Here is a 13,624-nt window from a genome sequence, read left to right on the forward strand (position 1 = left end):
ATATTATGATAGGATTTGATTTTCTGGAGCCAATAAACAATGACTTTTTGGAAGTGTTAAAATCACTAAGTTCTCAGCAATTGGGAAGTAAGGTGGTATTTCATACCCAAGAAGAATTTCCAGATTTGAATAAAGTAAAAATTGCTTTAATAGGTGTTTTAGAAAATCGAGGAAGTGATACTATCTCAAATTCGGGAGATTTATCTGTTTTTAGAAAAGAATTATACAGTATGTTCCCTGGGAACTGGGATGCTAGCATTGCTGATTTAGGCGATATTTTGCCAGGAAATTCAAAAGAAGATACTTATTTTGCTGTACGCAAAGTTGTTTCTGATTTGATCAAAAAGAAAATCATTCCCATAATTATCGGAGGTTCACAGGATTTAACATACAGCATGTACCGTGCTTATGATGAATTAGAGCAAATGGTCAATCTGGTAGCTATTGATAGTAAATTTGATTTTGGAAAAGAAGAAGAAGAGATGTCAAGCAACTCCTATTTGTCAAAAATGATTATCGATGAACCCAATAATTTATTTAATTTTTGCAACATTGGTTACCAAACCTATTACAATTCTCAGGAAGAAATTGATTTAGTGGAAAAATTGTTTTTTGATGGCTATCGCCTTGGAGAAGTCTCAAATAATATCGCCCTTGCCGAACCTGTTTTTAGAGATGCTGATATTGTTAGTTTAGATTTAAATTCAGTAAAATCAGCCGATTCTGGAAATTTTGTTTCTTTTGCTCCTAATGGATTTAATGGAAAAGAAATTTGTGCTTTAGCAAGATATGCCGGAATTAGTGATAAGGTTTCGATGCTTGGAATTTTTAATCATCATAATTCTCATCAGGAATCGATTTTGATTACACAAATTATCTGGTATTTTATCGAAGGTTATCATTATCGTTCTAAAGAATACCCTTTTGGAAGTAGAAAAAATTACATTAAATACAGCGTTCCTATCGAAAATGAGACTTTGGTTTTTTATAAGAGCGACAAAACAGATCGTTGGTGGATAGAAATTCCTTTTATTTCAAATGGGAATAATAAACTTAAACGAAATACGTTATTACCTTGTTCTTATGAAGAGTATTTAGGAGCTTGTAATCAGGAGTTGCCTGAAAGATGGTGGAAAGCACAACGAAAAAATGTGCTTTAATGTCATTTTTGTGAGTAATTAACTAGGTGTGAAATGTTAAATACTACTTGAGTAAAGTGTTATAAGAATTACGATTCATCGAATAAATGTGTTTTTAATCGTGTTTTTTTGCATTTTGTCGATAAAATATTTTTTTTATAATTTTTTTAACTTTACTTTTGAACAAGTATTTAATTAAAGAAAAAAAAATTGTTTTATTAATAAATAATAAATACGTTTACAGACTTAAAAAATAAAGAATATATAACCCGAATTTATATGAAGAAGTTCATTGCATTTATGGCAATTTTGTCACTTTTAATAAGCTGTGGTAAGTCAAGTGATAAAGGTGAGTTAGTCGGTGTTAAAGGAGCAAAATGGCATCCAGAAAAGCCTTATGGAATGACTTTAGTTCCTGGTGGAGCCTATATTATGGGTAAATCTGATGAAGATATAGCTGGTGTTCAAGATGCGCAAACCAAAACAGTAACGGTGCGTTCCTTTTACATGGATGAAACAGAAATTACTAACAGCGAGTACCGTCAATTTGTAGAATGGGTAAAAGATTCTACAATCAGAATGAAGTTAGCTATTCTTGCTGATATGAACGGAATAAAATCAGGAGATTCTAAAGGGAAAGGCAAGAATGCGGGAAGTATTGGTGATTTTGCATTTAATGATGCTGACCCTGAGAAAATGACTGCTTATGATAAGTATATGTATGATAACTATTATAGTATTGGTACGACTGAGGATGAATACGCTGGTAGAAAACTAAACAGAAATGTAAAGTTAATTAAAGATCCAAAACAATATCCAGATGAGTATTATGTAGAGGTAATGGATTCCATGTATATTCCAATTGAGGAATCTTACAACGGCTTGCGTAGTATTGATGTAGATAAATTGAAGTTCCGCTATTCTTGGATGGATATTCAGGCTGCAGCCAAAGCTAAAGTAGGTAAAAGAAAAGATTTTATTAGAAATGAGGAAGTAAAAATATATCCAGATACAACAGTTTGGATTAAAGATTTTGCTTATTCGTATAATGAGCCAATGCACAATGATTATTTTTGGCACAAAGCGTATGGGGAATATCCCGTAGTTGGGGTTAAATGGACTCAAGCAAAAGCTTTTTGTGCTTGGAGAACTTTAAATAAAAACACCTATATCAAATCTAAAAAAAGTGGTCGTGATTTAATTAACTCATTTCGATTACCTACAGAAGCGGAGTGGGAATATGCAGCTAGAGGTGGTTTACAATCGGCTACTTATCCATGGGGAGGGCCTTACACTAAAAATGATAGAGGTTGTTTCTTAGCGAATTTCAAACCAAACAGAGGAGATTATGCTGCGGATCAGGCATTGTATACTGTAGAAGCTAAATCGTATGAGCCAAATGGTTACAATCTTTATAACATGGCTGGAAACGTTTCAGAATGGACGGATTCGTCGTATGACCCAAATGCCTACGAATATGTATCTACAATGAACCCAAATGTTTTAGATGCTTCAAATAAACGTAAAGTAGTTCGTGGAGGATCATGGAAAGATGTTGCTTACTTCTTACAAGTAAGTACCAGAGATTTTGAATATGCTGATTCAGCAAGAAGTTTCATTGGGTTTAGAACTGTTCAAGATTATATGGGCGTTCAAACTACTGGAGGAGCAGGAGACACAAGAAGAAGATAAAAAAATACCCCCTTAAATTAATAATAAATAACACCTACACAAAACTAAAAAAACTAAGATTATGGCATTATTAGGAAAAAAAGCAATGAATTTTGCTTACGGAATGGGAGCAGCAGTTGTAATTGTTGGAGCTCTTTTTAAAATTACGCATTTTGAACTAGGACCGTTAACAGGTACTGTAATGCTTTCAGTTGGATTACTAACAGAAGCTTTTATTTTTGCACTTTCGGCGTTTGAACCTGTGGATGACGAATTAGATTGGACTTTGGTTTACCCTGAATTAGCTAATGGAACTCCATCAGCTGCCAGAAAACCAAAAGCAGAATCTCCTGTTGAGGCTCAAGGATTGTTGTCTCAAAAATTAGATAATTTATTAAAAGATGCTAAAATCGATGGTGAATTGATGGCAAGTTTAGGAAATAGTATCAAAAATTTCGAATCAGCTGCTAAAGGAATTGCTCCTGCTGCTGACGGAATTGCTGCTACAAAAAAATACAGCGACGAATTGTCTATGGCTGCCGCTCAAATGGAAGCTTTAAATAGTTTGTACAAAGTGCAGTTAGAAAGTGCTTCTAGAAATGCTGAAGCCAACAAAGAAATTGCTGAAAATGCTACTAAGTTAAAAGAGCAAATGCAATCTATGACTGCAAATATTACATCTTTAAACAGTGTGTATGGAGGAATGCTTTCTGCTATGAATAACAAAGGATAATAATTAAGTTCGAGACTATTAAACAAAATTACTACAACTAATTATTAGAAAATATGGCAGGAGGAAAACTAACCCCTAGACAGAAGATGATTAACCTGATGTACTTGGTTTTCATCGCTATGTTGGCAATGAATGTTTCAAAAGAAGTAATATCAGGTTTTGGATTAATGAATGAAAAATTTGAAAGTTCTAATACCAATTCTAAACAATCAAACGACCAAATGTTACTTGCTTTAGATGCTAAAGCAGCAGAAGCTAAAGGTGAATTTGCCGTTGCATCAGTAACCGCTCATAAAGTAAAAACAATAACGGATAATTTCTACAACTACATTCAATCTTTAAAAGCGCAAGCATCTACAGGTTATGAGGCAGATCCAGAAACCGGAAAACTACCTTATGAAGAAATGGATAAAGGCGACAATATTGGTGATTGGTTTACAGGTGATGGTTATTCTAAAAAAGGAAACGAAATTATTGCAACTATCAACCAATACAAAGCGGATATGAAAGCTACGTTGGGAGATAAAAAATATGCTAGTATTATCAAAGAAATTGAAGAAAAATTTGATCTTTCGGATGTGAAAAACAAGGAAGGATTAAAAGATAAATATTTATCGTATCATTTTAAAGATTTCCCAGCTATTGCTACGATTGCTAAACTTTCGACTTGGCAAAATGATATCAATAAAGCAGAATCTGATGTGTATAGTGCAGCTTTAGGAAAAGCGGCAGTAGCAGCGGCGTCATACAGCAATTATCAAGCAATAGTTGTTTTAGACAAGAATGCTTATTTTCAAGGAGAAGCGGTTACTGGAAAAGTGGTTTTAGGTCGTTATGACGAAAATACAAAACCAACAAGTGTTACTGGCGCAAGATTAGATCCCGCTACAGGACAAGCTAAAATTGCTTTGACAGCTGGAGGAGTTGGGGAGCAAAATATTGCAGGTCAATTTACTTTTGTTGAAGATGGAAAAACCATTCCATTGAAATTTTCTGGTAAATACGTTGTGGTTCCAAGACCTAATTCGGCTACTATTTCTGCTGATAAAATGAATGTAGTGTATAGAGGTGTTTCTAATCCTATCTCTATTTCATTCGCAGGTATTGCGGATAATAATGTTAATGCTTCGGCTCCAGGTTTGACTAAAGTAGGAAACGGGAAATACACTATGAGTCCACAAGGTGGTAACGAAGTAGTTATTAATGTTTCTGGTAAAATGGCTGACGGTAAAGTAGCTTCAGACAAAAAAGTATTTAGAATTAAAGGAATTCCTGGTCCATCAGGTACAATTAGAGGTGAAATGGGTGTTGTAAAAGGCCCAAAATCAAACTTAGAAATTGCTACTATTGGAGCGAAGTTAGTAGACTTTGATTTTGATGTTGATTTAAATGTTGTTGGATTTAATTTAAAAGTTACTGGTCAGCCTACTGTGGTTGTGCAAGGCGATAGATTAAATGCACAATGTAAAGCAATACTTTCTAAAGCGGGAAGAGGAGATCAAGTTACTATTTCTGAAATTAAAACAAAATTAGTTGGTGCTGGTAGTTATTTATTGCCAAGAACAGCTCCAGTTATTTTTGAAATTCAATAATAAATACCTTAATTACCCAGAATAGAAGATTACATCCATTCTTATTAATGATACTATGATGAATATGAGAAATTTTTTGATACTAGCAATCTCTTTAATTGGAGGAATGGCTTCTTATGCTCAATCTAATTTACTGAATGCTAGAATTCCTGAAGAAATTGGTTTAAAAACTAAGGCTCAACAGATTTCAGACAATGATAAACCATTAGCGTATGGATATGTTCATGATAGAGATGTATTGATGGGTAAAATGGTTTGGGAAATAATCGATTTAAGTGAAAAAATTAACTTTCCACTTTATTTCCCTATTGATACAGCTAATATAGGTTCTGACAGACGTTCATTGTATGACGTACTAACTAGAGCCATAAAAAGCGGAGAAATTTCAGAAGTGTATTCAGATAGTTATTTCAATACCAAAAAAACATTTAATGATATTCAGGCTTCATTAAGTCGAATTGATACAACAGATGTAGGTAGAGAACAAATAAATGCAGGTCAAAGTGTTTCGCAAGAATATATTTTGAGATCAGATTTAACTGCTCAAGATGTAACCCAATACAAAATTAAAGGGTTTTGGTATTTTGATAAACGTCAAAGTGAATTGAAATACCGTTTGCTTGCTATTTGTCCGGTAACACCTGATGTGTACACGATGAACAGTGATGAGAAAGATTATATTGAATTGTTTTGGATTTTCTTCCCTGATGCAAGAGAGGTTTTACATGAAGCAAAAGCATTTAACGATAAAAATTCGGCGATGCCGGTTTCTTTCGATCATATTTTAAATTCAAGACGTTTCAATAGTGTGATTTACAAAGAAGAAAACGTTTATGGAGATAGAGAGATTAAAGAATACATGAAAGATAACGCTCAAAGTCAACTGCTCGAAGCCGAACGTGTGAAAGAGAAAATACGTGATTTTGAATCAGACATGTGGAATTACTAATTTCAATTATAGTTTTTACAAAACTCTTACCTAATGGTAAGAGTTTTTTATTTAGATCAATATGATAGATTATTTAATTGTAGGATGTGGATTAGCTGGGATTTCGTTTTCTGAAATTGCTTTGGCAAACCAAAAAAGTAGTGTAGTTGTTGATAACGATTCTCAAAATTCATCAAAAATTGCTGGTGGACTTTATAATCCGGTTATTTTAAAACGTTTTAGTGAAGTTTGGCAAGCCCAAGAACAATTGCTTTTAATGAATCAGTTTTATGCTGATTTAGAACGAAAACTTCAAATAAAAGTAGATTTTAAAAAGCCTATTTTGCGTAAATTTTTTTCTATCGAAGAACAAAACAATTGGTTTGCCGCATCAGATAAGCCTGGGTTAGCTCCTTTTCTATCTACGACTATACGAACCAACACATACCAAGGAATTGATTCGCCTTTTGATTATGGCGAAGTGTTGCACACCGGTTATGTAGATACAGCTTTATTGTTAGAAAGTTATAAAAACTATCTTCTGCAAGAACAGCTTTTGCTTCAAGAATCTTTTGATTATGAAGTGTTGGAAGTCTTGTCGGATCGTATTCGTTACAAAAATATTGAAGCCAAACATATTATTTTCGCAGAAGGTTTTGGGATGCATGCCAATCCTTATTTCAATCATTTGCCTTTGGATGGGACAAAAGGAGAACTTTTTATCATCAAAGCACCCCAATTAGATTTGGATGTAATTGTAAATACGAGTGTTTTTATTCTTCCGCTAGGCGATGGATTATTCAAAGTGGGTGCTACTTACAATTGGAAAGACAAAGCCGATTTACCTACCGAAGAAGGAAAACAAGAACTAATAGATCGCATTCAGGAAATTATCAGTTGCGAGTTTGAGATTGTCTCTCATTTTGCAGGCGTTCGACCTACGGTAAGAGACCGCAGACCGATTGTGGGAACTCATTCCAGTAGTTCGTCAATTCATGTTTTAAACGGTTTAGGAACAAGAGGAGTAATGCTGGGACCTGCTATGGCCAAAGCATTATTCGAATCGATAGAAAGTGGAATTCCTTTGCCAAAAGAAATTAATATCGACCGGTTTAAACCAAAGGATAAAAGATAATTTTATGCTTTAAAGCTAGGGTCATAATGTACAAACATATTGATGTAAATATTCCTCGACCATCGGAGTACAAATGGAAACGTAACAATTAGAGTTGCTATTATTGCAATAAAAGCCGTTTTGAGAGAAGTATTAAAAAATAAATAGGATACAACAAAAGCAGCAATTCCAATAGCTACATTTAGTCCATAACTCACATACATGGCACCATAAAAAAAAGAAGGTTCAATTTGATAAGTTAAGCCACAATGCGAACATTTTACATTCATTTTTAAAACATTAGCTAAATTCAGCGGATTTTTGTCCACATACATGCTCTCATTTTGGCATTTCGGACAAGTTCCTGTTAAAATACTATTTAGTTTGGATCCTTTTTTTAACATTTGCAAAAAATTTTATCAAAGGTACATTATTTGAAAAAGTACCAATGTAACATTAGTCACAAAATATGCTTAATATACACAATTTATCGGTTTCGTTTGGTGGTACTTATTTGTTTGAAGAAGTTACCTTTCGATTAGGAGCTGGAGATAGAGTCGGTCTTGTAGGGAAAAATGGTGCTGGAAAATCCACCATGCTAAAAATGTTAGCAAGAGATTTTGCTCCCGATTCTGGAGTGATTTCTCAGGAGAAAGATATCCGAATGGGATTCTTACGTCAGGATATTGATTTCGAAAGAGGAAGAACGGTTCTTGAAGAAGCTTATGAAGCTTTTACTGAGATTAAAATTGTTGAGAAAAAACTAGAAGAAATCAATCATCAATTGGTTACCAGAACCGATTATGAAAGTGATGAATACAGCAAAATAATTGAGGATTTATCGGATTACACCCATCGTTTTGATTTATTAGGCGGGTATAATTATGTAGGCGATACAGAGAAAATTCTTTTAGGTTTAGGTTTTAAAAGAGAGGTGTTCAACAATCAAACAGAAACTTTTTCGGGTGGATGGAGAATGCGTATCGAATTAGCTAAATTGTTATTGCAAAACAATGATGTTTTATTGCTAGATGAGCCTACCAATCACTTGGATATTGAAAGTATTATTTGGCTAGAAAGTTTCTTGCGTAATTATCCAGGAGTTGTGGTAATTGTTTCGCACGATAAAATGTTCTTAGATAATGTAACCAATAGAACTATCGAAATTTCTCTTGGAAAAGCTTACGATTTCAACAAACCGTATTCTCAATATCTAGAATTGCGTCATGAAATTCGTGAAAAACAATTGGCTACTCAAAAAAACCAAGCTAAGAAAATTGAAGAAACCGAAAAGTTAATCGAGAAATTCCGTGCCAAAGCTTCCAAAGCTTCGATGGCGCAATCGTTGATTAAAAAATTAGATAAAGTAGAACGGATTGAAGTCGATGAAGACGACAATTCGGTGATGAATATTTCGTTTCCCGTTTCAAAAGAACCAGGAAAAGTAGTTATTGAAGCCGAAGATGTTACCAAAGCCTATGGAGATAAGGTAATTCTAAAGGATATTTCACTGTTAGTAGAACGCGGAAGCAAGATTGCCTTTGTGGGACAAAATGGACAAGGAAAATCGACTTTTATCAAGGCTTTAGTCAACGAATTTGAATACGATGGAACGATCAAATTAGGACATAATGTGCAATTGGGATATTTTGCTCAAAATCAAGCTGAATATTTAGATGGCGAAATTACCTTGTTGCAAACTATGGAAGACGCCGCAATGGATACCAATCGTTCGAAAGTGCGTGATATGTTAGGTTCGTTTTTGTTCCGTGGTGATGATGTAGAGAAAAAGGTAAAAGTACTTTCAGGAGGCGAAAGAAACCGTCTGGCGTTGTGTAAATTGCTTTTGCAGCCTATCAATGTTTTGTTGATGGATGAGCCTACAAACCACTTGGATATCAAATCTAAGAACGTTTTAAAAGCCGCTTTGCAAAAATTTGGTGGGACTTTATTGTTAGTTTCTCACGATAGGGATTTCTTGCAAGGAATGTCAAATATTGTATACGAGTTTAAAGATCAAAAAATAAAACAATATTTAGGAGATATCAATTATTTCTTAGAGCAACGCAATATGGAAAATATGCGTGAAGTGGAGAAAAAAGATGTAGAGAAAGCTGCAGCTCCAAAAGAAAATAAAAAAGCATCCTACGAAGATCAGAAAAAAGGAAAAGCATTGCAAAATAAATTGAGTAAGGTGGAAAGCCAAATCAAACAATTGGAAAGAGACATTCAGCACGATGATAAGATGTTGGCTTCTAATTATGACAAAAATATTGAAGATGCTGCTTTTTTTAAAGCGTACAATAAAAAGAAAGCCGATTTAGACCAACTCTTATTAGATTGGGAAATTGTTCAGGAAGAAATAGATAATTTGTAGTAAAATGGAAAGTTAGGCTTGATTAACTAATCAAGCCTATTTTTTTTGAGTGCGCAATTGCTTCTTTACTTTTTTTAAAATAACAAACGGCTACAGAAAGACTTTCCAGATTTTGAAGTGTTTTAATCACTTTTTCTTTTTTGTGTTTAGCTGTTTGTCTAATATAAATAGCCTGAATGGTTAATGGGAAAATTTTACTAATGGCTTCATACAAATAAGGGTCTTCTTGCGAATCATCGCCAATGAGAACATATTTTAAATTAGGATAAAATTCTAAAATGTGTTTTATTTTTTCAAATTTATGATTGTGACTGCCTCTTCCCGTCCAGAAAAAATTTCTCAAACTGTTTTTAATATCTTTCAACAATAAAACCGCTTTGGGTAATTGGTGAATTTCGGTAAACTTGACAATGAATCGGTATAAATTCCACTCACTACTAGAAACATAAAAAAAGATATTTAATTCATCGTCTTCTTTCCTACCTGCCTGACTCAGTGCTCGATAATGAACTGTAACATCTTCAAATATCTTGCGGCGGTTTACATTTCGAAACAACAAATTGTATAATTTTCTTAAAGGATTCATAGTGTACGATACTAAAAAAGTATCGTCAATATCTGATATAATTCCCAAATGATCGACTCTTGGTCGAATATAACTTTCTTTGGCTGTAATGGTTTCGTTCTCGTAATTTAGACTTACTTCATAGTCAATCCAGCCATAATCTGTTTGACTAAGCGGAATACAAAATTTAAAATAACCATCAGAAAGTGTTCGGGTATGGATTGTTTTTTGGTTATGTACCAGGTAAATATCGGCATTAGCCCAGGTTTTCATTCGGTACATTCCAATTATAGAACTCGCGTTTTTGAAGTTTTTATCCTGAAAATCGTAATCGACTTTTTTTGTTGGGTTAAAAACATGTCCCATTACAATTAACTCTTGTTCGTTGGCATAACCACGGTATAACTTTATAATAGGCTTCATTTATAGACTTTCTTTTGTATTGTATCCTAAATTAGTTAATTTTAAAACAAATATGAAGTAAAATGGAGAAAAATAATGTGATGATGGTGGTGAATCCCATTTCGGGAGGAGTTAATAAGGCTAATTTGATTGAAGAGGTTTCGCATTATGCGCAATATTTAAATCTGAATTTGTATTGTATAGAAACCACAGGAGTTAATGATTTAGAAAATATAAGAGCCTATTATGCTCAATATCAGCCAGAGCGTGTTATTATTGCGGGAGGAGATGGAACGATAAAATTAGTTGCCGAAGCTTTAGAACAGCAAGATGTTGTTTTTGCAATATTGCCAGTAGGTTCTGCTAATGGATTAGCAACCGATTTGGGTTTGGTAAAATCACTAGAAGAGAATATTGCGATTGCTTTTCAAAATAATTTTGTAGCGATAGATTTTATAAGAATTAATAATCGAATGTGTATTCACCTAAGTGATTTAGGCCTCAATGCCGATTTGATTAAGAATTATGAAAAAAGTTCCATTCGAGGAAAATTAGGCTACGCTTTGCAAATTTTTAAAACTTTATCTCATGCCGGGAAATCATTTCAAGTGAGTATAAAAAATGATGAACAATTGATTGAAGCCAAAGCACAAATGATTGTTATTGCTAATTCTCAAAAATATGGAACGGGAGTTGTTATTAATCCAATAGGAATTATGGGTGATGGTAAATTTGAGTTGATTATTTTGAGAAAAATCACTTTTAGTGTTTTTGTCAAAATTGTTATGGGGAAAATTCCAATTTCATCTGGAGATGTTACGGTTATTTCTACCGATAAAGCTTTGATTAATATCAATAAACCAACAAGTTTTCAAATAGACGGCGAATATTGTGGTAAAGAAGTCAATTTGGATATTTCAATATCAACACTAAAATTAAGAATTGCAACATTCAAGACGTAAGCTGTTTATTTGAAAGGATTGCGTTCTTGCCATTCTATTTTAGGCTCAAAAAAGCGAAATGTTTTAGATACAAATACATTTAAAAAAGGATTATTATGTTTCATAAGTCCGAACATATCTTCGGCTTTGGCACCTACTGAACTTTTGATTTCTAATGCAGTTCGGGCAAAAATAATTCGGCTGTATTTTTTGTTGATAGAATAGCCTATCATATCATACAGCATGTTTAAATACAGCATTTTTTCTTTTTGACAATCGTCATCGTATCCTAAAAAATAAGTGTCTATATCCGAACCATTTTTAATTAAGGTATTAAAACCAATTAATTTATTGTTGTCGAAATAGCCGTAAAATAAAAACTTGTCTTTTAGGTTTTTTTTGAAAATTTCAAAATGATTTTCGTTTAGATAAAAAGTATTGAAAGCGGCTTTTTGAGCCACATTTAGATACAAATCATAAATACGTTCCTTTTGATTTTCAATATCTTCAAGACTCATTTTTTGTTTGCTAAGTCCCGATGCTTTTTTTCGGGCTCTTTTGTATTGGTCTCGGTATTTTTTATTTTTATCAGCTATGTAATCATCAAAAGTTTGCCAAGAATCTTTGATGTTAAAAATCATATTGGGTTGGGTAGAAAATCGATAAAAAGAATCAAATTCAGGGATGTCAAAAGTCTTTATTTCAGCTTTCGAATAATCTTTAAAAATAGTAAGGTGAGGTTTGCAGCCTTGTTTTTTATAATGCAGTTCTAATGCTTCAGTAGCTTCTTTTAATAATCTAAAAATGGCATTAATTGGGGCTTTTTTGCTGTATAGAATCCCGTTTTGTCCCGTTAACATGTTGTTTCCAATGATAAGGACTTTGGATCCAAATCTTTTGAAAACAAAATTTCTGATTTTAGTTCGAATACAATTGTCTCTTTCTCCAAAAGAAGAAATTGTGCTTAAATCTAAAAATTGAGCAATACTGATGCCGATTAATTCGTTGTCCTTAAAAAGAGCAATATAATGACAAGTCATATTTGCTGGAGCCGCAGTTTCTAAAATCTTGAGATACTCTCGAGAAAGAAAGATATTCTTTGAAGCCAAAACATCCCATTCATCGGGTAAGTTTTGAACAGTATCGTGTATTTTAAAAGAAAAAATAGATTTCAAATGTGGAGAGATTAATTTTTGGCGAAGGTACTATTTTAAGTCCATAAGACAGTTTAAAGGTAAAAAATAACTAAATTTATAAAAAGAAAGAGTATGAAAATTTATAATGAAGAAACAGCACAGTCGGTTTTGTCGCAATTAACAAATTGGACTTTTTCAAACGATGGGATCGAGAAAAAATTTGAGTTTGAAAATTTTAGTCAAGCACTTGCTTTCATTGTTCAAATCGGATTGTTGGCAGAAACTAAAAATCATCATCCTGAATTGTTTAATGTCTACAACAAAGTTAATATTCGATTGTCAACCCACGATGCTAAAGGCGTTACGGATAAAGATTTTGAATTAGCCAAAGCAATAGAAAAATTGTTTTAAAAAAACTCCTCTCGTTAATAAATCAAGAGAGGAGTCCTTTTTATTGCCAGGCACAAATAATCCCGCCCATAATTGTGAAACAGATCATCCAATAGCCACTATTGATAAAGGTGTATTTCCAGCTTTTTCTTTCAAATAAAGCATTAGTTGCTATCATTGGGAAAGCTAGAAAGAGTCCTGCCAAAAAGCCATGAAGAGCGCCATGCTTGAAAGTTCTAAAAGTAGTGCCGTAATCGTTCATAAAAGCGGTGTAAGAAGGTTTGGTTTCAGTTGTATTTTCTCCTCCAATCATTCCAAAAGCACCCCATTGATGGATAGTTAAGAATTGCAAAATCATTGCAATTAAAAAGGCAAAAAAGACCGCCATTATAAAAATTAAGGGCATGTTAGCACCTTTTATTTTTTCTTCGGTTAATCCCGATTCTTTCATCCAAATTGTTCCAAATACTTTTGGGTTGTACCAAATACATCCGATGACTAAAGTAGATAAAGCAGCTACAAACAGCGCTAAAAAGTTAATTTCCATGTGGTTGGTTTTTAGATTAGTAGTTCAAATATAAATAATTTTTTTTAATTTTTTCATGTCTTAAATGTAAGACTAGTACCCTTTAAAAT

At 33.2% G+C, this 13,624-nt stretch carries 13 protein-coding genes; 9 read left to right on the plus strand and 4 right to left on the minus strand.

Annotated elements, in window-relative coordinates:
* The first annotated feature begins 8 nt into the window (after window positions 1-8).
* The 6 genes from AAGV28_RS13080 to AAGV28_RS13105 all read left to right on the plus strand — a co-directional run bounded on the left by AAGV28_RS13080 (window position 9) and on the right by AAGV28_RS13105 (window position 7,198).
* Window positions 9-1,160 (plus strand): formimidoylglutamase, encoded by a 1,152-nt coding sequence (locus AAGV28_RS13080; protein WP_373407255.1) that lies wholly within the window; start codon window positions 9-11, stop codon window positions 1,158-1,160.
* A gap of 258 nt (window positions 1,161-1,418) precedes the next feature.
* Window positions 1,419-2,831 (plus strand): T9SS ring complex lipoprotein PorK/GldK, encoded by a 1,413-nt coding sequence (gene porK, locus AAGV28_RS13085; protein WP_373407200.1) that lies wholly within the window; start codon window positions 1,419-1,421, stop codon window positions 2,829-2,831.
* Window positions 2,832-2,892: 61 nt separating this feature from the next.
* Window positions 2,893-3,543 carry a type IX secretion system motor protein PorL/GldL gene (gene porL, locus AAGV28_RS13090; protein ID WP_373407201.1) on the plus strand — a complete coding sequence of 217 codons (651 nt, stop codon included), beginning with the start codon at window positions 2,893-2,895 and terminating at the stop codon, window positions 3,541-3,543.
* Between the two features lie 53 nt (window positions 3,544-3,596).
* Window positions 3,597-5,135, plus strand: a complete 1,539-nt coding sequence (porM, locus tag AAGV28_RS13095; RefSeq protein WP_373407202.1) for a type IX secretion system motor protein PorM/GldM — start codon at window positions 3,597-3,599, stop codon at window positions 5,133-5,135.
* A 58-nt stretch (window positions 5,136-5,193) separates the two neighbouring features.
* The gene (porN, locus tag AAGV28_RS13100) at window positions 5,194-6,084 is read left to right on the plus strand and encodes a type IX secretion system ring subunit PorN/GldN (protein WP_373407256.1); all 891 of its coding nucleotides are present in this window, start codon (window positions 5,194-5,196) and stop codon (window positions 6,082-6,084) included.
* Window positions 6,085-6,145: 61 nt separating this feature from the next.
* Window positions 6,146-7,198 (plus strand): NAD(P)/FAD-dependent oxidoreductase, encoded by a 1,053-nt coding sequence (locus AAGV28_RS13105; protein ID WP_373407203.1) that lies wholly within the window; start codon window positions 6,146-6,148, stop codon window positions 7,196-7,198.
* Between the two features lie 2 nt (window positions 7,199-7,200).
* Here the strand turns inward: AAGV28_RS13105 and AAGV28_RS13110 are convergent, their stop codons facing one another.
* Window positions 7,201-7,581 carry a DUF983 domain-containing protein gene (locus AAGV28_RS13110; RefSeq protein WP_373407204.1) on the minus strand — a complete coding sequence of 127 codons (381 nt, stop codon included), beginning with the start codon at window positions 7,579-7,581 and terminating at the stop codon, window positions 7,201-7,203.
* A 65-nt stretch (window positions 7,582-7,646) separates the two neighbouring features.
* Here AAGV28_RS13110 and AAGV28_RS13115 point away from each other — a divergent pair, with 65 nt between their 5' ends.
* Window positions 7,647-9,554, plus strand: a complete 1,908-nt coding sequence (locus AAGV28_RS13115; RefSeq protein ID WP_373407205.1) for an ABC transporter ATP-binding protein — start codon at window positions 7,647-7,649, stop codon at window positions 9,552-9,554.
* 22 nt (window positions 9,555-9,576) lie between these two features.
* Here the strand turns inward: AAGV28_RS13115 and AAGV28_RS13120 are convergent, their stop codons facing one another.
* On the minus strand, window positions 9,577-10,542 hold the full coding sequence (locus AAGV28_RS13120; RefSeq protein ID WP_373407206.1) for an App1 family protein: 966 nt from the start codon (window positions 10,540-10,542) through the stop codon (window positions 9,577-9,579).
* 62 nt (window positions 10,543-10,604) lie between these two features.
* Between AAGV28_RS13120 and AAGV28_RS13125 the strand changes: the two genes are divergently transcribed.
* On the plus strand, window positions 10,605-11,483 hold the full coding sequence (locus AAGV28_RS13125; RefSeq protein WP_373407207.1) for a diacylglycerol/lipid kinase family protein: 879 nt from the start codon (window positions 10,605-10,607) through the stop codon (window positions 11,481-11,483).
* A gap of 5 nt (window positions 11,484-11,488) precedes the next feature.
* Here AAGV28_RS13125 and AAGV28_RS13130 read toward each other — a convergent pair whose 3' ends face one another.
* Window positions 11,489-12,637: an 8-amino-7-oxononanoate synthase gene (locus tag AAGV28_RS13130; protein WP_373407208.1), complete on the minus strand. Its 1,149-nt coding sequence runs from the start codon at window positions 12,635-12,637 to the stop codon at window positions 11,489-11,491.
* A gap of 93 nt (window positions 12,638-12,730) precedes the next feature.
* Between AAGV28_RS13130 and AAGV28_RS13135 the strand changes: the two genes are divergently transcribed.
* Entirely contained in the window at window positions 12,731-13,009 is a 279-nt protein-coding gene (locus tag AAGV28_RS13135; protein WP_373407209.1) for a 4a-hydroxytetrahydrobiopterin dehydratase, read from the plus strand.
* 40 nt (window positions 13,010-13,049) lie between these two features.
* Here the strand turns inward: AAGV28_RS13135 and AAGV28_RS13140 are convergent, their stop codons facing one another.
* Window positions 13,050-13,535 carry a DUF1761 domain-containing protein gene (locus AAGV28_RS13140; RefSeq protein WP_373407210.1) on the minus strand — a complete coding sequence of 162 codons (486 nt, stop codon included), beginning with the start codon at window positions 13,533-13,535 and terminating at the stop codon, window positions 13,050-13,052.
* Window positions 13,536-13,624: the final 89 nt, after the last annotated feature.

It is taken from the genome of Flavobacterium zubiriense (assembly GCF_041729725.1).
GTDB classification, from domain to species: Bacteria; Bacteroidota; Bacteroidia; order Flavobacteriales; family Flavobacteriaceae; genus Flavobacterium; species Flavobacterium zubiriense.

Coding starts and splice junctions, on each gene's coding strand:
- AAGV28_RS13110 (WP_373407204.1), bottom strand. CDS start 7,581: ATGTTAAAAAAAGGATCCAAACTAAATAGTATTTTAACAGGAACTTGT.
- AAGV28_RS13125 (WP_373407207.1), top strand. CDS start 10,605: ATGGAGAAAAATAATGTGATGATGGTGGTGAATCCCATTTCGGGAGGA.
- AAGV28_RS13105 (WP_373407203.1), top strand. CDS start 6,146: ATGATAGATTATTTAATTGTAGGATGTGGATTAGCTGGGATTTCGTTT.
- AAGV28_RS13140 (WP_373407210.1), bottom strand. CDS start 13,535: ATGGAAATTAACTTTTTAGCGCTGTTTGTAGCTGCTTTATCTACTTTA.
- AAGV28_RS13135 (WP_373407209.1), top strand. CDS start 12,731: ATGAAAATTTATAATGAAGAAACAGCACAGTCGGTTTTGTCGCAATTA.
- porN (WP_373407256.1), top strand. CDS start 5,194: ATGAATATGAGAAATTTTTTGATACTAGCAATCTCTTTAATTGGAGGA.
- porK (WP_373407200.1), top strand. CDS start 1,419: ATGAAGAAGTTCATTGCATTTATGGCAATTTTGTCACTTTTAATAAGC.
- AAGV28_RS13120 (WP_373407206.1), bottom strand. CDS start 10,542: ATGAAGCCTATTATAAAGTTATACCGTGGTTATGCCAACGAACAAGAG.
- AAGV28_RS13115 (WP_373407205.1), top strand. CDS start 7,647: ATGCTTAATATACACAATTTATCGGTTTCGTTTGGTGGTACTTATTTG.
- porM (WP_373407202.1), top strand. CDS start 3,597: ATGGCAGGAGGAAAACTAACCCCTAGACAGAAGATGATTAACCTGATG.
- porL (WP_373407201.1), top strand. CDS start 2,893: ATGGCATTATTAGGAAAAAAAGCAATGAATTTTGCTTACGGAATGGGA.